Below are 22,928 nucleotides of genomic sequence, written 5' to 3'. Positions count from 1 at the left end.
AAACAAAAAACTGCTGGACAGCAATGCCAATAGCCCACAGTCCAGCAGGATTTAATCACAAATGTTGCAGTCGTCTTCCTATTGGATGATGCAGCAAACGTGCCGCAAGAACCCCTCCAATAATTGCCCCGCTCACGCTGGAAACGAGGAAAGGGGGAAGGAAGAAGAAAGATCCCACGGACGTTCCCATCAAAATAGCAGCATATGGTACTGCAAACAGAGAAGCGATGAGACCGGTTCCGATCATCTCTCCTAGCCCGGCTGTCCAAACTCTACCAGTTTTCTGAAACAGAATGCCGGCAAAGGCTGCACCTATCATCCCGCCTGGAAATGCGAGCAATGATCCTGTTCCTGTTAAAATTCGGATAACCGCAGTCACAAAAGCAATCATAATTGCAGGAACGGGTCCGAGAAATACAGCGGCAGCCACGTTAACGGCATGCTGAATCGGATATGCTCGCGCAATTCCAGCAGGGAAGGAAACAAATACTGAACCTGCAACTGCAATTGAAACGAGTAACCCCATGACTGCTAGTTTCCGTGTACTCATTAGATACTCACCCCGACTTGCTGAACTGCCTCAACGATCGAACGAGCAGCCGCTTCTGGATTCTTTGCATTCGCAATTGCTGAAATGACGGAAACACCCGACGCTCCGCTTTTCATCACAACGTCCAAATTGGTTGGGGTAATTCCACCAATGCCTACAATCGGAAGTTCGGGAAAGATGGCAGCCACTTCTGAAATTCTTGAAGTACCTGCCACTGACTTCGCATCTGATTTAGAAACGGTTTGATAAACGGGCCCCATCCCAATGTAGTCTGCACCAGCAGCAAGAGCGATAGTTGCTTCTACAACGGAATGTACCGAAACCCCTAACAGTTTCCCTTTACCGATTTTACTGCTTACCACAGATGCAGATAAGTCGTCTTGACCGACATGTACACCATCAGCGTCAATCAGAACTGCAAGCTCCACATCATCATTCACAATAAATGGGACGCCAAATGCCTTACATAATTGCTGGCAACTTTTTGCGAATGCCAGTTTTTCAATCCCTTGCAACGCATCCGGCCCTTTTTCGCGTAACTGAAAGCACGTAATCCCTCCGTGCAACGCTTGTTCCAGAACTTTTAAGGGATTCCCATTGGGAACGTTTACCGAACCCATAATAAAATAAACACGTAAGTCAACGTCTCTCAATAAGTTCCACCTCCTTAGTCTTCAACTGACCACTCTTCCGGAATGCTGCGTGGTTGGTAGGTCCATGACCATGACCAATCTCGATTCCATCCTCAATCGCTAGTTGTATGAAGTGCTTAGCTGTCACAACCGCTTCTTCCAATGAATGAGCCTTCGCTAACTCAGCAGTAATCGCCGCTGCAAATGTGCAACCCGTTCCGTGTGTATGCTGCGTCACAATCCGCTTGGATCGTATTAAAAAGTGCTCTCCACTTGCAGTCATGAACAAATCTTCCGCATAAGGAACGTCATCACGATGCCCCCCTTTTAATAGAACTGCAGAAGCGCCCATGGACAATAACGTGTTCGTGGCAATTTCCATATCACCTTCTGAACGAATTGTTTGACCCGTCAATACTTCTGCTTCTGGAATGTTCGGCGTAATGAGTGTTGCTACAGGGAGTAAGTGATTTCTTAATGCTACAACGGCTTCGTTCTGTAACAAAGAAGCTCCGCCTTTTGCGATCATGACAGGGTCGATGACCAAAGGAATTGTTGGATAACCCTTTAATTCACTCGCGATTGTCTCAATAATTTCAGCAGAGAATAACATTCCGGTCTTAATCGCCTTTACCGGAAAATCAGCGAGTACCGCTTGTATTTGAGCTGCAACAATCCCTGCATCAACTGGCTGTACAGCGTGCACACCAAGTGTGTTTTGCGCGGTAATCGCAGTCAGGGCTGACGTACCAAAGACTCCGAGTTCCTGAAATGTTTTCAAATCCGCTTGAACTCCAGCACCGCCACCGCTATCAGAACCGGCAATCGTTAACGCTACTGATATCACGAAATCGCCTCCTGTTCGTACTGGAATTGATCATCCGTAACATCTTGAGATTCTATGGAATGAAGTGTATTTAAGAAATTCATAGCAAAATCGCCAGGGCCAAATGACTGTTCAGCTGCGATTTCTCCAGACTTTTTATAGAACGCAAGACTTTCAGCTACCGTTTGAAGTCCCTCATCACTATTAGTTGCTAAAAATGCTCCAGCCACTGCACTGAGGAGACACCCTGAACCGGTTACAAGCGTCATCAGTTCATGTCCGCCAGATATCCGAATCACTCGTTCTCCGTCAGTAACCAAATCCGTTTCACCTGTGACAGCGACTAAACAGTTATTCTGTCGGGCAACTTGCCTGGCTGCATCTGTAATATCAACGTCACCACTTCCGGCGTCAACGCCTTTGGCATTCCATGCAACACCAGCAATCGCTGCAATTTCGCCTGCATTTCCTCGGATCAGTGTAAAATCCAACGTGTCTAATAAATGCTCCACAGTTTGCTTACGGAACCCAGTGGCACCCGCACCTACAGGGTCAAGAATGAGAGGATGTCCATGTTGTACAGCACTCTTTCCAGCAGCAATCATCGAATCGACAGTTGTCGAATCCAGTGTTCCTATATTCAGTAGGGTACAAGAAGAAACTGCAGCGATATCCGCAGCCTCTTCCATAGAATCCGCCATAATTGGAGAAGCTCCGAGAGCCAACAAGCCATTCGCCTGGAAGTTCGCCACCACAATATTCGTGATGCAGTGTACTAATGGATTGGTCCGTCTCAGGTCTGTGAGAATGGTATGCTGTCGCATCAAAGCTTTACCTCCGTTTTAGAATCGGCTTCCCATTGCTGTTGGGTCCAAGCCATTTCCCAGAATTGCAATTCGTAATGGCTGCTTTTCACGAAGTGTGCTTTTAGTTCTTCACGTTTTTCTAATGAAACAGAATCCGCCAGCTCATTCATTCGGTTAATTTGTTCACGGGTCGCTTGTTCAAACCATTCGGATCCGTATGTCGCGATCCACTTATCGTAAATGGGATGATTGGGCGTAGCGTTTTTCAATCGTTCACCAATTTCGTAATACAACCAATAGCAAGGGAGTAGTGCTGCTAGCGTATCCGCCAGGTTCCCATGCATCGCTGTACGGTATAGATGAGAAGTGTAGGCATAAGCTGTCGGCGCTGCCTCAAAAGAATTGAGGACTTCATCAGTAACGTCGAGTAATTCAAAGAATCCTTCGTGCAGCGAAATCTCAGCCCCGCATGTTTCTTCCGCATGCTGTGCAAAGCGTTGAGTCGTCGCTAAATCCTTTGCTTGCACAGCAGCCAGTGCATGGACTTTTGCAAAATGCTTCAAGTAATACGAATCTTGAAGAACGTAAAATCTGAAAATGTCTTCAGGTAGTGTCCCAGCTGCCAAGTGTTGAACAAACGGATGGTTAAAACTAGCCTCCCAGCTTTCGTTACAAACCGCACGAACCTCTTCACAAAATGTCATTTAAAACCGCCCCTTTCGATGAATGAACCGAAAAAAAGCCGCCCCTATCGACTCATCAGTCGAAGGAACGGCTCGCGTAATAGGAAATTTTAAGGAATCTACAAAGAAATAGACTCGTCCATGTGCGATCCACTTCCCTCCGCTGGTATGAGCCAGATCAGGTTCCAAGGGTCCGCATATCTATACGCGTCTCAGTCTTTTGCAAAGACTCCCCCAGTGGGCAATCGTTTTCAGTTTTCTTCCTCACTATATCATAGTTTTAAAAATTGGCAATAAGGGCAAAATACAACTACTACGTGAAAAGGAGGCCATGTACATGCCGGAACGCTTTGAAATCACATCTGTCACCCATGAAGCTGGTCGAATTGCATTTGAATGGGACGACGCAGGTGGAATGTACCACGTGTATAAAGACGGCGAGCACATTTATGAAGGTACATCCCCTGATTTTCAAGATACTGATCTTTTAGCGGACACGTTTTATAAATATACAATCGAACGATATGTGAATGACGAAGTGAAGGATGTGATCGTCATGCAGACATCCACATTTTCCTTGGAGAAAAACAAAAGCAATCCCCTTCAGTCACTTGTCACGACGACAATCATCGCTAAAACTCAAATCGCGTTGTCGTGGGAACGTTTGAGTGACACAGAGACGTATATCATTTATCGCAATGGGGAACAGCTAGACCAGGTGGATTCTAATCGATTTATCGACAGGGACTTTACGATGGATGAACCAATTACGTACGCAATCTATTGTGAGCGGGCCATTGTTCAATCTGAAGAGACCTTCAACAATGCAAGATCCTTCATCGCCAAAGCCTTCGGATTGTTCTTACCTAAGGACAAGGAAAAACCAGTCTACATTGAAGGGTTTACGATGATGAAATCTATTGATAGCCCCTCTGCGTTATTGACTTCAATTTATGATTATCAAAAACCAGCTACTGTTAACCAATGGAATTTCCGATATACAACGTTTCTTGAGGACAACTTAGTTGAAAACCCGAATGTACTTTCTCCTAATCGGTATTTTGAAGGCGATGATCGACAATTTGACCCGGAGTCCGATGCCTTTCGAACTTTTGTAGACATTGAAATCCATACGAACAACCCGGAGGATCCCCTTACGTTCACAAAAAGAGTAGGTGAAAGTGTTGCCTATGGAATGGATAAGAAAATTCGCGACCGCGAAACGGCATCTGATGAAGAGATTATTTTGAAAAAGTTTGATTTTGGAAGAGATGAAACGAGATTTAACTTAGAACACGCAGTGGGCAATCCATTGACGACAGCTCCAGATATAAACTATGAAGTTCAGGCGGTCCTAAGAAGGAATGGAACGTATGACCTCACTGGTTTCCATGACCAGTGTCCGAATCATGAAATCTATTTAAGAAAAGGGGAAACCAGTCGGTGGATTCCTGTTCATCAAAGCAGAAGTGAAGGACTTGCTTATATGAGTGGAGTTACGGCTTATCAGTATTGGCGTTTTTCCAATATCAATTAACTACACTAGAGCGCAGACAACAATTATGACAGCATCAATTTATTCAAAATAAAAGGAGAGATAAATATGACAAAAACAGCAATCGTATATTACAGTTCAACGGGCACGAATCATCAGCTAGCTGAATGGGCTGCTGCAGCCGCTAAGGAAGCAGGATCTGAAGTGAAGTTGTTAAAAGTGAAAGAAACGGCACCAGCAGCTGCAATCGAATCGAATCCAGCGTGGAAAAAGCATCATGACGCAACACAAGATATTCCCGAAGTGAAACCAGAAGACTTGGAATGGGCGGATGCAATCATTTTTAGCATTCCAACACGCTTTGGTAATATTCCTGGACAAGTGCAAAGCTTCATCGACACTGTTGGAGGGTTATGGGCACAAGGCAAACTCGCCAACAAGGCAGTGAGCGCGATGTCATCCGCACAAAACGAACACGGTGGGCAAGAGGCAACGATTTTATCACTCTATACGACGATGTACCATTGGGGAGCAATTGTTGTAGCGCCTGGATATACAGATCCTGTGTTATTTGCAGCGGGAGGTAACCCTTACGGAACAAGTGTCGCGGTTGGCCCGGACGGTGAAATGAAGACAGACCGTAAAGCCATTCAAGCAGCTGTAAATCACCAAGCAAAGAGAACAGTGACCGTAGCAAAAGCACTTCAGCATATGGAGTGATCTAGATAGTTCTGCAAAATAACAAAACCGTCACCCGCGCGATTGGGTGACGGTTTTGTTATTTTACGAGTAAAACAGGACAACTCAGGCGCTTCATCACTTTGTGACTGACACTTCCAAGAATCATTTCCTGGAAAGAATTGAGCCCGCGACTACCAATGATGACGAGGTCAAACAACTCTGTATGCGCATAGTCGATTAGCACAGGTGCTGGATCTCCATGAAGGATTTGGACTTCGTAAGGTACATCGTATTCCCGCAAAACCATTTCGATAGGTTTGAGTTGCTTTCTACGTGTCAGTTCTAGCGAATCCTTACTCTTTGCGTGCAGCACGGATTCCTTTGCTTTGTCAAAATCCGCGACGAACACGATAGTAATTATGGAGTCATCCGAACAGTTAGCAAGTCGTGCAGCTTCTCTAGCTGCACGAATGGAGTTATCAGATCCATCTGCAGCGAGCATAATTTTCTGATACATCGTTGCCACCTCATTTATCAATAGAGTCAGGTCATAAGCTCATTGAGCAGACGCCTGCTGGATTCCCCTAATCCGGTAATCGTTACATTCACACCACGACTACGATAGGATTCAGTTACTTTTGTGACGGCAACAGCTGCGGAATCATCCCATACTTGTGAATCCGTAAATTCGAGGATAATCCGTTCGACCGCTTCATCTACACTAAATGATTCATGGAACTTCTCAACCGATGCAAAGAATAACTGCCCTTTTACAGCATAGCGGATCGTGTCATCCTCAACAATGCGGTCTACCTGTATTTTAGAGATTTTAGCAACAAAGAGAACGGCGCTCAACACGACTCCTGCAATAACACCCTTAGACAAATCATTCGTTGCGACAACAATAATAACGGTTGTCAGCATAACGAGCGCATCCCCTTTAGGCGCTTTTCGAATATAGGAGAACGAACTCCAGTCAAATGTCCCTATTGAAACCATAATCATAATACCCACAAGAACAGGCATCGGGATTTGAACGACCAAGTCACCCAGCACGATAATTAGAAACATGAGGAACGCACCTGCTACAAATGTGGACAGTCGTGTTCTACCTCCAGATTTAACGTTAATAACGGACTGACCGATCATTGCGCATCCAGCCATACCTCCAAAAAAGCCATTAATGACATTGGCAATTCCTTGCCCTCGGGATTCCCTATTCTTTTCACTATCTGTTGCAGTCATGTCGTCTACGATCGTTGCAGTGAGCAATGTTTCAAGCAGGCCGACAATTGCCAATGCAATAGAATAAGGTAATATGATCATCAAGGTTTCAAACGTAAATGGTACGTCTGGGATTAGAAAGTTCGGTAACGATTTTGTAATCGCACCGAGGTCTCCAACAGTTCGTAAGTCGGCGCCTGAGTAAATCGCGACGATACTAAGTGCGACAATAGCGATGAGGGGTGCAGGGATCGCTGTGAAAAATCTTGGTAAAATATAAACGATGAGCAACGTCACTGCTACGAAAACATATGTCATCGTTGAGATTCCTAGAAAGTGAGGAACTTGCGCCATGAAAATTAGAATTGCCAAGGCATTCACAAATCCAATCATGACAGCATTCGGAATGAACTTCATCAGCTTTGCCACTTTGAAAATCCCGAAAATCACTTGGATAACCCCTGTGAGAATTGTCGCAGCGAGTAAGTAATCAAGACCATACTCGCGAATGAGTGGGGTCATGAGCAAAGCCATCGAGCCAGTTGCTGCGGAAATCATTCCTGGGCGTCCGCCTGTAAAAGAAATTACGACAGCAATGATGAAGGAAGCATATAAACCAACCATCGGGTCAACACCTGCGATGATTGAAAAAGCGATGGCTTCAGGAATTAGCGCGAGGGCTACGACAATGCCCGCGAGGACGTCCGCTCGAACATTCGAGAACCAATGCTTTTTTAAGTATGATGCCATTTTTGTAGACTCCCTTATAAAAAAAGTTGCAGATTCGTTACGGTGTACTGCATCTCTATAGTGTATCACGGGGAGTCACGACAATAAATGGCTGTTGAAGACTATGTTTAAAGAACCTCAATAACTCACTTCAGAACTATCTAGGTTCTTTAGGAAGACGAATTGTAAATTTCGCTCCGTGACCTTTCTTACTTGTGACCTCAATAGTTCCTCCATGTAACGTTACGAGCTGGCGCACAATGGAAAGACCAAGGCCGAATTCTCCGTATGGATTGGATGTCCGTGAGTCAATCGCTTTATAAAAACGGCTCCAAATCTTTTCGACTTCTTCCGAATCCATTCCGATGCCGGTATCTTGAATTTCTAAAATGACGTGATGACTATCTGTTTTCGCTAATAACGAAATTTCTCCTTTTTCCGTGAACTGGATACTATTTTTTGTAATGTTCAACAAGATTTGAGTGAGACGATCGTAATCGGCGAAGACGGTCAATGTTTCAGGTGCTTGCACATCGATTGTTGTCCCACGTTGTTCAGCTGCCGGTTCCAACTGCTCACGAATCACTTCGAATAATTCCAAAACCCGAATTGGTTGTTTGATCAATGTAATTTGGTTCGATCTGATTTTTTCATAGTCAAGATTTTCATTAACGAGGCGTAACAACCGCTTTGTTTCCCCACTTGCGAGTTGTAGTGCTTTGTCTTTTTCACTTTCAGAAATCAAATCACTCCGCAATCCTTCAATCGTTCCACGAATTGTCGTTAGAGGCGTACGGAGTTCGTGGGAGACATCTGCCATGAACTGGCGTCTACGATTTTCCAGATTCTCAATTTCTTCATGGGAAGTATAGAGGTCACTCACCATCGTATTAAAATCGGTTGCCAGTGCGTCAATTTCATCCCGCCCGCTTTCAGGAATTCTGATAGTATAATCACCTGTAGAGACCGCCGCAGTAGCTAAACGAAGTCGCTTAATACGTCGTCCATGATAGATGGACAGCAATCCGCTTAGAATGACAGCAACCGCTAATGCAGCGAGGGCGGCGTAGAACAAATATCGATTCATCTGTGAAATGATGGCTCGAGGCCCTTCAATAGGGGAGGTGAGTAGAACACCTCCGACAAACTGAGGTCCTTGGAAGTAAGGGAGTAACACAAAAGTGACGGCCTGATCGAAACGGCGTTGCTCTTGGCGTACCGTAACAGTTTTTCCACTTTGAAGCTGCGCCCACTCTGATTCATTAAGTTCAATTAGCGGAGTTTTGAGCCCGGTCGAGTAGATAATTTTCGAGTCTTCATCGAACAAACTATACTCGATGTCCCTGCTATTCAGCACCTGACCAAAGGATTGAAGAGTTTGTTGGGAAGGCTTCGGACTGTGATCGATATCTGTTAGAAGGGCACTTCCATATTGTGTGAGCTCATCAGTTTTCGTATCGTACACATATTGCTCGAAGAAATGGGAAAACAGCAGCCCGACTAGAAGGACTGCGGCAACAATTACACTCACGTGGCTGACTAATTGCTGAGTAAAGTAGTTCACTTTCATGAGGATGCCTCATCCGATTCGTCAAACTTATAGCCGACTCCCCAAACGGTATGGAGCACTGCTGTTCCGATTCCTGAAATTTTCGTTCGTAGCCGTTTAATATGAACATCCACCGTCCGGTCATCTCCGTAAAAATCGAATCCCCAGACACGGTCAAGCAGCTGGTCCCGTGAGAAAACCTGTTTTGGATGGCGGATGAAAAAGACCAGTAAGTCATATTCTTTTGGCGTTAGGTTCTCGATAGAGACACCATCTACGAACACTTCACGAGCGTTTTCATCCACACGGAAATGGACCGTTTCAAGCATGGGGTTCGTTCCCTTTTCTTTTGTAGGTCGTCTGCGTGTCACGGCTTTAATGCGTGCCATTAAAGCAAGTGGGCTGAATGGTTTCGTTACGTAATCGTCTGCACCCATTTCCAGACCGAGCACCTGATCGGACTCGCCATCTTTTGCGGTGAGCATAATGATTGGGACGTCGTTTCCTGCTTTTCGAAGGGTTCTACAAATCGACACGCCATCCATCGAAGGAAGCATCCAGTCGATGATGAGGCAATCCCACGAATCTTGTTGGGCTCGTTCTAAGCCCACTTTTCCGTCCAAGACGAACTCGCCATCAATGCCTTCCTTTTCAAAAAATAAACCAATCATCTGTGACACACTTTCATTATCTTCAATGACAAGAATCTTCAACGAAGTCCGCCTCCTTTGCTTTAAAGCTATCGGTAAATTCCTATTCATGCAACTCATTTGTCCAATACGAAAAAGCTGCCCAGAACCCAACTAGTAGGTATCTGGACAGCTGTTCTGCAACTTACTTCTCGACATCTGCATTACTCGAGAGTGTCACATTCACAACTTGTTGTTTGCCTTCTCGATAGATGGTAAATTTCGCTTGGTCTCCAACTTTTAGATCAGTGTAGAGGATTTTCCGTAAAGCGGTTGAAGAGTCGATTGCTTGTCCATTCACTTTAGTGATGACATCTTGTTCTTTGAACCCTGCTTTTCCGGCAGGTGAATTTGGGTCCACACTACCGACCATGACTCCACCTTTCACACTATCTGGGATATCCTGTACATACATTTCAGGGACCTCTGCAAGGTCGACGAGACCAATTCCGATATATGGACGTGTGATTTTGCCGTCCTTCATTAGTTTTTCAGCAAGTGGCTTTACATCATTGCTCGGGATGGCGAACCCTAATCCTTCGACGCCGTTTTGAGCGATTTTCAAGCTGTTAATCCCGACCAATTCACCGGATCCGTTTACTAGCGCACCACCACTGTTACCAGGGTTAATGGCTGCATCTGTCTGGATGACATTCATTTCCCACTTCCCAGCAGATGTGTCGACGTCGATTGAACGAGCCGGTGCACTTACAATCCCTTGTGTAACAGTACCTGAAAAGTCGAGGCCGAGTGGATTACCGATTGCAATAACCGCATCACCAGCACGAAGTTTCGAAGAATCTCCGAATGATAATGTGCCTTCTGCATATTTTTTATCCATTTTAATAACTGCTAAATCCGTGAGAGGGTCAGTGCCGACTAGGACAGCTTCCGTTTCTTCACCACTTGCTGTTGTGATCCCGATTTTGGTCGCGTCCTCAATCACATGATTATTTGTAATAATATATGCATCGGAGCCTTCCGTTTTGAAGACGACCCCTGAACCCGTTCCAACATTTTGAGATTCGGATGTACCGGCAAACCGATTGCCAGCGGACTGATAATTATCGATTCCGACAATCGCTTTAGAAGCATCTTCTACCATATCGGATAGAGAGTTTTGTGGTTGTGCTCCAGTATTTTGCACGTCGTAGGAAGAAGACGTTTCAGGTTGTGTAGCTGATTGAAGACTGCTGTCCTCCTTCAGGATGTCCGTATTAGCCACTGCCCCGAGTGTTAATGCCGAGCCAAGCACTCCTGCGCCTACTGTAGATAATAGCCATTTACTTTTTGATGTATTCATGGTCCCTCGCTCCTTTATCTATGGTTGATAAAGTAAGTGTAAATCGAACTTATGAACAAATTATTACCGAGACGTTAACAAGTTATTAATCGTAGTAGACTTAATTCTATAGTAAAATAAAATTGAAATAATCGAACTAGTCAGATATAGTTATAGTGAAATGGAAATTTTTTTATTTTCAAATGAAAGCGCATACATCATTCATGCTCGAGGACAACCCGACATAGAGTGTACATGTGTGCACTGTACATGCACCGATTTTCTACAAAACTTGCAGAAATGGGAGGAATGGAAATGGTACAACAAGTTGAGAATCTAGTTTACGCAAACCCGAACACAGAAGGCGCAAAGGTGAATTTCAAGGAAAGATACGATAATTTCATAAATGGTAAATGGACAGCCCCTGTCAATGGAGAATACTTTGACAACCCGACTCCTGTAACGGGGAAGGTGTTTACACAAGTGGCACGCTCCACTGCGGAGGATATTGAACTAGCTCTAGATGCAGCACATGCTGCAAAGGATGCATGGGGGACGACGTCGGTAACTGAACGCTCTAACATTCTTTTGAAGATTGCAGACCGGATTGAAGAAAACCTTGAGATGCTTGCGGTAGCAGAAACGTGGGAGAACGGGAAAGCAATTCGGGAAACGTTGAATGCGGATTTACCTTTAGCGATTGATCATTTCCGATATTTCGCTTCTGCGATCCGTGCTCAAGAAGGTGGCGTCAGCCAAATTGATAATGATACGGTTGCTTATCATTTCCATGAGCCGATTGGTGTTGTTGGACAGATTATTCCATGGAACTTCCCGATCCTTATGGCGGTTTGGAAACTCGCTCCTGCACTCGCTGCGGGGAATTGCGTGATCCTTAAGCCAGCAGAGCAAACTCCGGCATCGATTCTTGTGCTCGTTGAATTGATTGAAGACTTATTGCCGGCGGGCGTATTGAACGTCGTGAACGGATTTGGTCTTGAAGCAGGAAAGCCTCTCGCATCCAATCCGCGGATTGGAAAAATCGCGTTTACTGGGGAGACGACGACGGGTCGAATGATCATGCAGTATGCTTCCCAAAACCTTATTCCAGCCACACTAGAACTTGGTGGCAAGTCACCGAATATCTTCTTTGAAGATGTGATGGCTGAAGACGACGACTTCCTCGACAAAGCAGTAGAAGGATTTGTCATGTTTGCATTGAACCAGGGAGAAGTATGTACATGCCCGTCTCGTGCACTTATCCAAGAGTCAATTTACGATGAATTCATGGAGAAAGCATTGGCGCGCGTTGAAGCCATCAAAATCGGGAATCCTCTCGATCCGACAGTCATGATGGGGGCACAAGCTTCTACGGAACAACTTGAGAAGATTTTGTCGTACCTAGACATCGGAAAGCAGGAAGGGGCTGAGTGTCTAGCAGGTGGTGAGCAAAACAAGCTGGAAGGCGAGTTGGCGGAAGGCTATTACGTGAAGCCGACTGTCTTCAAAGGCCACAATAAGATGCGCATTTTCCAAGAAGAAATCTTTGGGCCGGTTGTTGCAGTTACAACGTTCAAGACAAAAGAAGAAGCACTCGAAATCGCGAACGACACATTATATGGACTCGGTTCAGGCGTTTGGACACGTGATATGAATACAGCGTACCGTTTTGGACGGGGTATCGAAGCGGGTCGCGTTTGGACGAATTGCTACCATGCTTACCCTGCGCACGCTGCGTTTGGCGGCTATAAAGCATCTGGAATCGGACGTGAAAACCACTTGATGATGCTAGAACATTATCAGCAGACGAAAAATATGCTCGTTAGCTACAGCGAACAAAAGCAAGGATTCTTTTAAGCGAAATAGAGAGGTGAGTAGCAGATGACAGAGCGGGTTATTGCGACGGAAGCAACGCTAGCGCTGATCAAGCAACTCGAACAGAAACACGGTCCGTTAATGTTTCACCAATCAGGTGGATGCTGTGACGGCTCATCACCTATGTGTTATCCGGAAGGTGATTTAATATTAGGGGATCAAGATGTGCTTCTCGGGCTTATTGGAGGCGTTCCATTCTATATGTTACGTAACCAATTTGAGTACTGGAAGCACACCCAACTGATCATTGACGTCGTGGATGGAAGAGGCGGTATGTTTTCACTTGAAGGAGTCGAAGGCAAACGGTTTCTCACCCGTTCGCGCGCATTTACAACTGATGAGGTTGAACAGCTCCAAACATAATAAAGACGGCACCCGGTTAATGGGCGCCGTCTTTGTTTTATTAAAGGGGGATTATAGAAAACGTTTTCGATCCGCAGCCGTCGGAAGCATACAGGCCTCTTCTTTTTTTCCAAACCACTTATAGCGATTACGTGCAAAAAAGTCATAGAACGCATCTCGAATAGGAGGGGGCACGATGATGAACAGAAACGCGAGGTGCCACAGTCCATCAAGCTTTTTGGCAATACGGAGGGCAGCACCTGATTTCGTATAGGCTATGCCCTTTTCAATGAGAACTAAACTGTCTACTTCATCTGGAATCCCGAAGTCTTTAGAGAGTTGCTGTCCAGTTTCACTTTGAAGGGAAGCAAACTGAAAAAACTCATACGGATCACGTTTTATAATGAATTGAACACTTGCATCGCAAAAGTTGCATTCGCCATCGAATAACACCGTTCGTTTCATGGACGAACCTCCTTAAAATGCTTGGTAAACATACTATAACCGAAAACAAAACGGCTGAAACAATACAGAGCTATTGTACTACACATATAATAGACAGAATACTCTTTACATTCGTTTGGTAGCATGCTAGACTATATGTGAGAAAATGTTGTTTTTTGGCTGCTCAGCGCTTCACCGTTTAGTGTCCCGCCTGTGATTACAATAAGGGAAGGTGATCAAAGTGGAACGTCAAAACATTCATCCAGACGAAATGAACTTGCGTAACGACGTGGATTACATCGCTATGCTGCAAATGATCGGAGAAGGTGCACCAGACTTTAGTAGATTTCTTGACCATCGTCCTGAATCTCCTTCAGAAATAGGGTTCGACGAGCACGAACTTCCTAGAGATTATCAGTAAAAACCTTCCGGCTGGAAGGTTTTTTGTTTGGCTGAAGAATTTCACGAGAAGTTTTGCATATGGTTCAAAACGGCAAGCACCTCTTGTTCAAATAGAGGTGGGCATTGCCAGCAGAGTACCTAACGGAAATAACGACGGTTTTTGCTGCCACCAACTATTTGAAACTCCATCTTTTTCAAAATCCGATAGGCCATGTGCCGATTAGTTAGATGAAGAAAGTCACGGCACTGCTGATTAGACATCGTCCCACCAAATAACAGGAACCAGTCACGTATTGCTTGGGCGCCAGCCTTTGTGCTTTTTTCTTCACAAACAGAGCAGTACCAATTCAAGCGATTTTTCAACATAGTTGGAGCAGCACACGTCTCACAAAAAACACCGCTCCTAAAGTCTTGATCAGTCAAGGAATAACTTTCGCAAATAGGTTGTGGAAAGAAGTCATGGTGACCTTTCAGGAGTTGGTCATTCAGTAAGGAGAACTGGTCGGGAAGTAGTGCAGACGTTGAAGATGCCAAACGCCGGAGATATGAGGGGATTCCGGATGGATACAGAAAAGGAACTTCAGCGTTTTCTGCAGAAACGGTGTGTTTGGGATGAGCTAGCACAATAGCACCTTTCACAGGTAAGTGGATGCTTCGGCAGACTAGCCAATCCTGCAATAATTCAATTTTTCGCTCGAGCTGAGATACCGGACTTTCAAAACTATTGGTTTGTCCATTCTCCAATGTCCGAATAAGCTGAGGAGGATTATTTCTCAAAGTCAGCGCGCCAGCAATGTTTTTCACTTCGAGCACGACCGCATGTGACGAAGTAACAAACAGTGTGTCCACTTGAAAACGAGTACTAGAGTTCAAAGATAGATCATGGAAAATCGCATGAGGAAAGGAAAAAATATAATGCTCAAAGACTCGATCCAAAACCAGTTCACCCGCATAGCCCGCTTGAACTGCAGATAATCTTGACTGCAGCGCATGTTCTTTTGGATGATTTGGCATAATTCTTCGTACTGCAGCCGATAAGGAATCTAGTATTAAAGGAGGCTTCCGAGGCTTCATAAGTACGATAATCACCTCATTTCTAATAGTGTCAATCTCCATTATTATACCATTAGGTGTCGGACAAGTCTGATATTTATATCACAATTACTATTAAATTAAATTCGGCAATCCAGAATTGAATGTGCGCGCCGGAAGAAATCGGCACGAACGGAGTGCGATTGCGCGCGAACGAGAGTCAAAAGCGAGCGCCAAAAGAAATCTGCGCGAACGGAGTGCACTTACGCGCGGAAGCTATCAGAATGCGAGCGGAGGAGGGGAGAATGCGCGCGACCGAGAGCCCAATGTGCGCGCCGGAAGAAATCCGCGCGAACGGAGAGCAAGTGTGCGCGGAAGCCATCGGAATGCGAGCGGAAGAGAGGAGAATGCGCGCGAACGAGAGTCAAAAGCGAGCGCCCGAAGAAATCTGCGCGAAAGGAGAGCCCTTGCGCGCGTAAGCCATCGGAATACGAGCGGAAGAGAGAGAATGCGCGCGACCGAGAGCCAAAAGCGGGCGCCGGAAGAAATCCGCATTCTGGGAAGTCATTTGCCCGTGTCTTACTCGGTAATTTGCATGTAATGGAGGGAGGAGGTGATGAAGATGATGCATCAGAATCAAAAATGCTGCATGAAGCCACAACCAATGCCACCAATGCAACCTTGTAACAATCAGGCACAACCGGTTATCTGCCCGACGCAATATCGTTACCACGATACGTTCATGCCACAGGAGTTACCTGTAGTTCATCCGTTCGTCAACGTAAACCGCCAACATACCGTTCAAATCCCTCGCCATTATTACACAGAAGTGAATGAAACAATGATGGGGCAGACGGTTCAAGCAAGGCCTGGTTACGGACCAGGAATGGGGCAATGGGGTTCTCAACGACCTCCGATGGGACCTGGACCAATGCCTTGGGGAAGATGATAATGTAAGAAAAGATCCTGCGGGTAAGAGTGATTTCACTCTACTGCAGGATCTTTTGTGTCCGTTAGTCAATATTGAAGTAACGTGCATCCGCATGAGCAAAGACGATTGCGGACACAGAAGCTTCCGGCTCCATCATGAACTCTTCTGTTAAGTGAACACCAATCTCTTCTGGCTTCAACAAACCGAATAGCTTCGCCTGATCTTCTAAATTGGGACATGCAGGATACCCGAAAGAGAATCGCTGTCCTTGGTATTTCGCTGCAAATCGGTCTTTCATCGTAAAATCAGTGGCATCTGGGAATCCCCATTGGTCGCGGATCTCTTGGTGTACGCGTTCCGCAAAGCCTTCTGCGAGTTCAAGCGCAGTCGCTTGGAACGCATGACTTTCGAGAAATTTCCCCTCTGCTTTCAATCGTTCCGCTTCTGCCCGGACTCCATGACCTGCCGTTACTTGCATAAACGCCACATAATCCATCTCGCCACTATCTACAGTCTTTAAATAGTCAGCGAGGCAAAGAAACGGATCTCGTCGTTGGCGTGGAAATGTAAATCGCTCAATTTCAGTTTTTCCATCTTGTGGATCATAAATGATTACATCATCGCCATCCGCTTGAGCAGGGAAAAACTGATACAGACCCGATGCACCAAGTTTTCCGGATTCTAAAAATCCAGTTACCATTTCGTGCAGTTCAACTGCGCGTGGTTCTTGTTTTTGCAATGTTGAGTCCGTAAATCCGCGGAGCCCTAAATGATGTCCGATCAATGTCCTCATGTTGACGTAAGGGGTGAGGTGGGAAATTGAGTAATCCCGTAGCACCCGTTTCCTACAATCATTCGGAACAAAAACAGGAGCATCCGCCCGAACCGTCTTCACGGGACGGGGGGCAACTGCAATAGCAACTCCACCTTTTTCTGATGCTTTAGCTGCTTTAATGGCATCATTCGCCACTCGCTTTTCCAGTTGCTGATCCAGTTCGAGAAGCAAAGCATCTTTTTCATCACTCTGTAGTCGATTCGCGAGATCCAATCCTTGCATTGCATCTTTTGCATAGATGACAGGACCATCGTATTCAGGTGCAATTTTTGTATCCGTAAAACGCCGTGTGAGTGCAGCTCCACCAACCATTACAGGCAAATCGATTCCTGCAGATTTAAAGTCTTGTGCAGTCAAAACCATTTGCTGCGCAGATTTCACGAGCAACCCGGAAAGCCCGATAATATCTGGTTTTTCTTTCCGAATGACTTCAATCAGTTGCGCAGGTGTCACTTTAATTCCAATGTCTACAACTTTGAAACCATTATTGCTCAAGATGATTTCAACGAGATTTTTCCCGATATCGTGAACGTCACCTTTTACAGTGGCGAGGACAATTTTCCCTTTGCCGTTATCGTCCTCTTTTTTCTCCATGAACTGTTCCAAATAGGACACCGAGGCTTTCATGACTTCTGCGCTCTGGAGCACTTCAGCAACAATAAGCTGATTCGTATTGAACAGTCGACCGACTTCTGCCATTCCTGTCATAAGTGGGCCATTAATAATGTCGAGAGGTTCATCATACTGACCCAGCGCTGTATCTAAATCCGGAATGAGTCCTTCTTTTGTTCCTTCAACGACATAATAGGCAAGACGTTCAGGAACGGTTTTCGGGATATCATCTTCTGTTTTTTCTTTCTTCTTACCGCGATAAAATTCAGTGAAGGCTGCAAGCGTTTCGTCGGTTGTTGTAAATAACAATGCATTTGCCATATCGTTTTCCGCTTGAGGGATTGATGCATACCGCTCTAGCTTTTCAGTATTCACAATTGCATAGTCCAGCCCAGCTTGCGTACAGTGGTACAAATACACAGCGTTCAATACTTCGCGTCCTACAGGTGGAAGTCCGAACGAAACGTTACTGACACCAAGAACTGTGAGCGCGCGCGGAAGGTGTTCTTTAATCAGACGGATACCTTCAATTGTTTCAACAGCGGAGCCAATGTACTGCGCATCTCCCGTTCCAACTGGGAATACAAGAGGGTCGAAAATGATATCTTCAGGGGCAAGACCCCATTTGTTCGTCAGCAAGTCATAGGATCGTTTTGCAATCTCGAGTTTCCGTTCCCGCGTAACGGCCATTCCGATTTCATCAATCGTACCTACAACAACTGCAGCCCCGTACTTCTTCACAATCGGCATTACAGCGTCGAATCGTTCTTCGCCATCTTCTAAATTTATGGAGTTAATAATCGCTTTTCCTTGGGAGTATTTCAACGCTTCTTCAATTACGTTTTCGTCTGTCGAGTCAATGACAAGTGGCGCTTTAATCTTTTTCACAACTTCTTTCATGAAGTCGGTCATATCAGTCAGTTCATCCCGATCAGGATTGGCGAGACAAACGTCAATGACATGGGCACCGTTTTTCACTTGTGCCCGGGCGATTTCAGCTGCTTCTTCCACCTTACCATCGACAATGAGCTGTTTAAATTTACGCGAACCTATGACGTTGGTACGCTCTCCAATCAAAATTGGGCGCATGCTCGGATCGTACAAAAGTGGTTCGATTCCAGAGACGGTATGTCCGTGCGTTTTATCAGGGAGTGGACGGGGAGTTTTGCCTTCCACTGCGCGGCAAATCGCTTGAATATGTGCAGGTGTCGTCCCGCAACAGCCGCCAACAATATTCAACCAACCTTTCTCCGCAAAACCTTCTAATTTTTTCGAGAGCGAATCAGGCGATTCATGATAATGGCCTTCTTCGTCAGGCAACCCTGCGTTTGGATAACAACTGACGAATCCTGTCGCGAGTTCTGATAGCGAACGTAAATGATCCGTCATGAATTCGGGTCCCGTCGCACAGTTAAGTCCGACAGAAAGGGGGGTAATATGCTCTATAGAAACGTAAAATGCTTCAATACTTTGTCCAGCTAATGTCGTACCCATCGGTTCAATCGTTCCGGATATCATCACTGGGAGTTCCCGTCCAGTTTCTTCAAAGGCTCGACGGATCCCAATCGTTCCAGCTTTGACATTCAACATGTCTTGACTGGTTTCCATTAAGAGAAGATCCGAGCCTCCGTCGATTAACCCTTTCGCCTGAACGTAGAAATCGTTTGCCAACTGGTCAAACGTAATCCCACCTGTCACGGACAGCGTCTTAGTCGTTGGCCCCATGGCGCCCGCAACGAATCGAGGACGTTCAGGTGTCGAAAACTCATCTGCTGCAGCACGCGCAAGTTCTGCGCCGCGACGGTTAATCACATCCGCTTCACTACCTAAATCATAATCGTCTAACACGACAGGCGTACCACCGAACGTATTCGTACAGATGATATCAGCACCAGCCTCTAAGTATTCTCTATGAATTCGGGTCAACACATCGGGTTTTGTCAGATTCAAATACTCGTTGCAACCTTCATACTCCTCACCGCCAAAATCATCTGCAGTTAAATTAGCATTTTGCAGCATCGTTCCCATAGCTCCGTCCATCACGAGAATACGTTTCTGCAGTTCATCGTTAATTTGTTGTGGCATGGTGCACCTCTCTTTCTCTTGTAGCGTCGATCTTGTTGATATAGTGCACGAGTTCGACGGTCATGTCATAACGTAAAAATGGAGTAATTAAGTAAATTCCATTAAACAAAGAAGCTGCTGTATCGATGAGTTCTCTAGCAATTTGTATCCCTTCAGCAGTCGCTGCTTCTCGATCATCACCGCATGCTCTCATGCGCTCAAGAACTTCATCAGACAATTTGATGCCTGGTACTTCATGATGCAGGAATTCAGCGTTACGAATATTTGTCAACGGCATGATTCCTATGAAAATCGGAGTATCTAAATGTTTGACGGCTTCATAGATTTCAATAATTTTTTCTTTCGTATAGACAGGTTGTGTGATGAAGTAATCAGCGCCACATTCGATTTTTTTCTCAAGACGTTTAACAGCACGCTCAACGACCCGGACATTCGGGTTAAACGCGCCCGCTACAGAAAAGTTCGCCTTTTTACGTAAAGGACGACCGGAGAATGAAATCCCTTCATTCAGCTTTTTAATGAGTTGGAAGAGTTCTAGGCTAGAAACATCGTAAACGTCTGTTGCCCCTGGAAAGTCTCCAATCTTGGTTGGGTCGCCTGTCACAGCTAAAATATCATGTATGCCAAGTGCGTCCAGCCCCATTAAATGAGATTGCAGACCAATTAAATTATGATCCCTGCAAGTGACATGGACGAGAGGACGGACGTCATCTTGATGTTTTACAAGGGAGGCCATAGCTAGATTACTAATCCTTGGGGAAGCGAGAGAATTATCGGCCATCGTCACAGCGTGTGCTCCAGCTGCTGTAAGTTGACGAGCCCCTTCGAAATAGTTTTCGGTTTCCAAGTGGCGTGGCGTATCCAGCTCAACAAGAATCGTACGCTCACGCTGTACCTTTAAGTGTATTGGCTCATAGCGAGTCGGTTCCGCGTCTCGAATAACAATTGGCTTATGTGGGATAACTGCCTTTTCTGTAATGGGTGCAAGATTGGCTAATTGAGATTTCACAGCGACAATGTGCGCAGGAGTCGTTCCACAACACCCACCGATTAGCCGAACTCCTTCATCTCGCAATAGCCTTGCAGCACGACCGTAATAATCCGTTTCAGAGACATAGACAATTCGTCCGTCTTCAACGTCTAGTAAACTCGCATTTGGATACGCAGATAAAAATGCCTTCTCAGGGAGTTCGACCCCTTCAAATGCTTGAATCGTATGGTACGGGCCGAGTCGGCAGTTCACACCTACGACATCCGCTCCAAGTGATTCTAACTGATGTAAGGCGTCATTCAATCTCACCCCATTCTGTAAGACACCGGGTTCATGCATGGATACTTGTGCAATCAATGGAACATCTGTCTGTTGACGAAGGTGCTTAACTACTGCAGATAGCTCTTCAAAGTCATAATAAGTTTCCAGTAATAATCCGTCTGGATCACCGGCAAGCAAAGGTTCCGCTTGCTGCTGAACAATTGACAGGACTTCATCTATGGTTGCATCGCTTTTACGGATACTTCGAATGCCACCGATTGTACCAAGCACATATTGACCACCTGAAGATGCAGCACGCTTGGCGATCGCAATTCCAGCTTCGTTAAATTCTTTTACACGATGCTCCAGTCCATAGCGAGCCAGTTTGTAGGAGTTGGCGCTGTACGTGTTGGTTTGAATGATGTCTGCGCCTGCTTGTATATATTGTTCATGTATTCCTTGAATAACATCCGGCTTTTCTATATTTAATTGTTCATAGCAAAAGTCGAGTCCCTCCGCATAGAGTAACGTCCCCATTGCACCATCCGCTGTAAGAACTTCTGTTTTTAATCGCTCAAGTAATTTCATTTCCCTATCATCCTTTCTTACGGCAGAGCGTTGAAGCAGAGAATAATAAAAAAGCCTTCTAAACGAACGAAGAAGGCTTTGTCATCTAAATGATTGTCTCCTCCTCATCTGCCGGACTACAAACATCCGCTGGAAGTAGCACCTGACCGTATGGCTGGTTGCTGAAGCATCGACGGGCCAGATCCCTACGCTTCTCTTGATAAGAATGACTATTAAGTTGTGTGAATAATTTAACATATCATATCGTTGTTTGAGAGTTCCGTCAATAGACAATATGTGAAGTGACCTGGGAGTTCCCTAGTGTATGTGGTAAACTATACGTACATGTAAGGAAAGGGGATTGCTATGAGGGCGTTCAAATTTGTTATCCCGATGGTGTTATTAGTCGGTGGAGTTGCCTGGGTTATGCTCAACAAAAACTTTACAGACGTGCCCGTCATGTCTCGTTTTTATATTACACTTGGCGCAATGGTTTTGAGTGGTGTCATTTCCTTTTTCCTATTCCCTAAAGATGAAGGGAAAAGACGATAAACTGACAGAGAATGACTGTCAGTTTTATTATTGCTTGGATTTATGTTAACCTTAAAATGTATTAGGTTGACACATTACGCTCTTCCTTTTATTCTATAACTATACAGTAAAAGGGGTGTTATAAATGGGAACAACAGCAACTATGAAACCAAACCGTTCGAAGACGATGGTCGGAACGCTTGGGCTTGTCTACTCAGCAATGTTTGCCGCATTGATGATGATTGGAGCAAATATTACATACTTTTTACCGGCTTTATCAGTAAGTGGCGTGCCAATTACACTGCAAACTTTCTTTGCTGTATTAGCAGGACTATTACTCGGAAGCCGATATGGGGCGGTCTCAATGACGGTCTACATGGCAATAGGTCTTGCAGGTGCACCCGTATTTGCGAAATTTAGTGGAGGCGTAAGTGCAATTGTTAGTCCAACGTTCGGCTTTATTTTATCGTTTATCGTTGTTGCGTATGCCGTTGGGAAAATTGTTGAAAAGAATAGTTCTGTTACGGGATACGTCGTTGCAGCACTTGTAGGATGTGTCGTCAATTACTTAATAGGAACAAACTGGATGTTTGTCGCGTACAAGCTATGGGCAGCAGCTCCGGACGCATTTACTTACAAAATGGCGTGGATTTGGATGTTACCACCGTTACCTAAAGATATCATCCTCTCCGTATTGGCTGGATTGTTTGGCCACCGAATGGCACGTATTCTAAGAACACGTCGCTCTATTTAACAAATTAAACCGACTTCTCTCTATAAGGGAGGTCGGTTTTTCTGTATCCAAACTGAAATCGCTGAAACATTTTCGTTGCGTTATCCGTATACAAGAGTAAGTACACGACAAACGGAAGGA

General features: G+C 45.3%; 23 protein-coding genes and 2 riboswitches. Of the genes, 9 read left to right on the top strand and 14 right to left on the bottom strand.

Going from position 1 to position 22,928, the window contains the following annotated elements; all coding sequences use genetic code 11:
- Positions 1-55: 55 nt before the first annotated feature.
- Genes thiW through tenA form a run of 5 tightly spaced genes read right to left on the bottom strand, consistent with a single transcriptional unit; the run spans position 56 to position 3,518 of the window.
- Entirely contained in the window at positions 56-550 is a 495-nt protein-coding gene (thiW, locus tag N693_RS0100645; protein ID WP_025782869.1) for an energy coupling factor transporter S component ThiW, read from the bottom strand.
- Positions 550-1,203 (bottom strand): thiamine phosphate synthase, encoded by a 654-nt coding sequence (gene thiE, locus N693_RS0100640; protein ID WP_025782868.1) that lies wholly within the window; start codon positions 1,201-1,203, stop codon positions 550-552. The genes thiW and thiE overlap by 1 nt, the downstream gene beginning before the upstream one ends.
- Positions 1,190-2,029, bottom strand: coding sequence for a bifunctional hydroxymethylpyrimidine kinase/phosphomethylpyrimidine kinase (gene thiD, locus N693_RS0100635; RefSeq protein WP_025782867.1), 840 nt, complete (start codon positions 2,027-2,029; stop codon positions 1,190-1,192). The genes thiE and thiD overlap by 14 nt, the downstream gene beginning before the upstream one ends.
- On the bottom strand, positions 2,026-2,832 hold the full coding sequence (gene thiM / locus N693_RS0100630) for a hydroxyethylthiazole kinase (protein WP_025782866.1): 807 nt from the start codon (positions 2,830-2,832) through the stop codon (positions 2,026-2,028). Before thiM ends, thiD begins: the two co-directional genes overlap by 4 nt.
- Positions 2,832-3,518, bottom strand: coding sequence for a thiaminase II (tenA, locus tag N693_RS0100625; RefSeq protein ID WP_025782865.1), 687 nt, complete (start codon positions 3,516-3,518; stop codon positions 2,832-2,834). Before tenA ends, thiM begins: the two co-directional genes overlap by 1 nt.
- Positions 3,519-3,635: 117 nt before the next feature.
- Positions 3,636-3,743: riboswitch (TPP riboswitch) on the bottom strand.
- A 91-nt stretch (positions 3,744-3,834) separates the two neighbouring features.
- Between tenA and N693_RS0100620 the strand changes: the two genes are divergently transcribed.
- Both N693_RS0100620 and wrbA read left to right on the top strand, forming a co-directional pair.
- Entirely contained in the window at positions 3,835-5,034 is a 1,200-nt protein-coding gene (locus N693_RS0100620; RefSeq protein WP_025782864.1) for a DUF3238 domain-containing protein, read from the top strand.
- A 66-nt stretch (positions 5,035-5,100) separates the two neighbouring features.
- On the top strand, positions 5,101-5,712 hold the full coding sequence (wrbA, locus tag N693_RS0100615; protein ID WP_037592459.1) for an NAD(P)H:quinone oxidoreductase: 612 nt from the start codon (positions 5,101-5,103) through the stop codon (positions 5,710-5,712).
- 58 nt (positions 5,713-5,770) lie between these two features.
- On the opposite strand, the gene N693_RS0100610 is transcribed toward wrbA, so the two are convergent.
- The 5 genes from N693_RS0100610 to N693_RS0100590 all read right to left on the bottom strand — a co-directional run bounded on the left by N693_RS0100610 (position 5,771) and on the right by N693_RS0100590 (position 11,167).
- Positions 5,771-6,190 carry a universal stress protein gene (locus N693_RS0100610; RefSeq protein WP_025782862.1) on the bottom strand — a complete coding sequence of 140 codons (420 nt, stop codon included), beginning with the start codon at positions 6,188-6,190 and terminating at the stop codon, positions 5,771-5,773.
- A gap of 26 nt (positions 6,191-6,216) precedes the next feature.
- On the bottom strand, positions 6,217-7,647 hold the full coding sequence (locus N693_RS0100605) for a SulP family inorganic anion transporter (RefSeq protein ID WP_025782861.1): 1,431 nt from the start codon (positions 7,645-7,647) through the stop codon (positions 6,217-6,219).
- A gap of 136 nt (positions 7,648-7,783) precedes the next feature.
- Entirely contained in the window at positions 7,784-9,196 is a 1,413-nt protein-coding gene (locus N693_RS0100600; RefSeq protein ID WP_025782860.1) for a cell wall metabolism sensor histidine kinase WalK, read from the bottom strand.
- On the bottom strand, positions 9,193-9,888 hold the full coding sequence (locus N693_RS0100595) for a response regulator transcription factor (RefSeq protein ID WP_025782859.1): 696 nt from the start codon (positions 9,886-9,888) through the stop codon (positions 9,193-9,195). Before N693_RS0100595 ends, N693_RS0100600 begins: the two co-directional genes overlap by 4 nt.
- A gap of 121 nt (positions 9,889-10,009) precedes the next feature.
- Entirely contained in the window at positions 10,010-11,167 is a 1,158-nt protein-coding gene (locus tag N693_RS0100590; RefSeq protein WP_025782858.1) for a S1C family serine protease, read from the bottom strand.
- 294 nt (positions 11,168-11,461) lie between these two features.
- Between N693_RS0100590 and adh the strand changes: the two genes are divergently transcribed.
- Positions 11,462-13,003: an aldehyde dehydrogenase gene (gene adh, locus N693_RS0100585; protein ID WP_025782857.1), complete on the top strand. Its 1,542-nt coding sequence runs from the start codon at positions 11,462-11,464 to the stop codon at positions 13,001-13,003.
- 24 nt (positions 13,004-13,027) lie between these two features.
- Positions 13,028-13,384, top strand: a complete 357-nt coding sequence (locus N693_RS0100580; protein ID WP_025782856.1) for a DUF779 domain-containing protein — start codon at positions 13,028-13,030, stop codon at positions 13,382-13,384.
- Positions 13,385-13,435: 51 nt separating this feature from the next.
- Here the strand turns inward: N693_RS0100580 and N693_RS0100575 are convergent, their stop codons facing one another.
- A complete protein-coding gene (locus N693_RS0100575; protein ID WP_025782855.1) occupies positions 13,436-13,828 on the bottom strand; it encodes a thiol-disulfide oxidoreductase DCC family protein in 393 nt (130 codons plus the stop codon).
- A 220-nt stretch (positions 13,829-14,048) separates the two neighbouring features.
- Here N693_RS0100575 and N693_RS0100570 point away from each other — a divergent pair, with 220 nt between their 5' ends.
- Positions 14,049-14,228, top strand: a complete 180-nt coding sequence (locus tag N693_RS0100570; RefSeq protein ID WP_025782854.1) for a hypothetical protein — start codon at positions 14,049-14,051, stop codon at positions 14,226-14,228.
- A gap of 119 nt (positions 14,229-14,347) precedes the next feature.
- Here N693_RS0100570 and N693_RS0100565 read toward each other — a convergent pair whose 3' ends face one another.
- Positions 14,348-15,283 (bottom strand): nuclease-related domain-containing protein, encoded by a 936-nt coding sequence (locus tag N693_RS0100565; RefSeq protein ID WP_025782853.1) that lies wholly within the window; start codon positions 15,281-15,283, stop codon positions 14,348-14,350.
- Positions 15,284-15,546: 263 nt separating this feature from the next.
- On the opposite strand from N693_RS0100565, the gene N693_RS20090 reads away from it, so the two are divergent.
- Together N693_RS20090 and N693_RS0100555 are read left to right on the top strand one after the other, a co-directional pair.
- Positions 15,547-15,720, top strand: a complete 174-nt coding sequence (locus N693_RS20090) for a hypothetical protein (RefSeq protein WP_156028837.1) — start codon at positions 15,547-15,549, stop codon at positions 15,718-15,720.
- A 143-nt stretch (positions 15,721-15,863) separates the two neighbouring features.
- Positions 15,864-16,190 (top strand): hypothetical protein, encoded by a 327-nt coding sequence (locus N693_RS0100555; RefSeq protein ID WP_025782852.1) that lies wholly within the window; start codon positions 15,864-15,866, stop codon positions 16,188-16,190.
- 64 nt (positions 16,191-16,254) lie between these two features.
- Here the strand turns inward: N693_RS0100555 and metH are convergent, their stop codons facing one another.
- Together metH and N693_RS0100545 are read right to left on the bottom strand one after the other, a co-directional pair.
- Positions 16,255-19,704, bottom strand: coding sequence for a methionine synthase (metH, locus tag N693_RS0100550; RefSeq protein WP_025782851.1), 3,450 nt, complete (start codon positions 19,702-19,704; stop codon positions 16,255-16,257).
- Positions 19,688-21,544: a bifunctional homocysteine S-methyltransferase/methylenetetrahydrofolate reductase gene (locus N693_RS0100545; protein WP_025782850.1), complete on the bottom strand. Its 1,857-nt coding sequence runs from the start codon at positions 21,542-21,544 to the stop codon at positions 19,688-19,690. The genes metH and N693_RS0100545 overlap by 17 nt, the downstream gene beginning before the upstream one ends.
- A gap of 101 nt (positions 21,545-21,645) precedes the next feature.
- Positions 21,646-21,750, bottom strand: a riboswitch (SAM riboswitch).
- Positions 21,751-21,889: 139 nt separating this feature from the next.
- Here N693_RS0100545 and N693_RS0100540 point away from each other — a divergent pair.
- The gene (locus N693_RS0100540; protein WP_025782849.1) at positions 21,890-22,075 is read left to right on the top strand and encodes a hypothetical protein; all 186 of its coding nucleotides are present in this window, start codon (positions 21,890-21,892) and stop codon (positions 22,073-22,075) included.
- Between the two features lie 124 nt (positions 22,076-22,199).
- Positions 22,200-22,808 (top strand): biotin transporter BioY, encoded by a 609-nt coding sequence (locus N693_RS0100535; protein ID WP_025782848.1) that lies wholly within the window; start codon positions 22,200-22,202, stop codon positions 22,806-22,808.
- Positions 22,809-22,928: the final 120 nt, after the last annotated feature.

The sequence above is a fragment of the Sporosarcina sp. D27 genome (genome assembly GCF_000586555.1).
Lineage (GTDB): Bacteria > Bacillota > Bacilli > Bacillales_A > Planococcaceae > Sporosarcina.
This window is presented reverse-complemented; position numbering and strand designations above follow the sequence as displayed.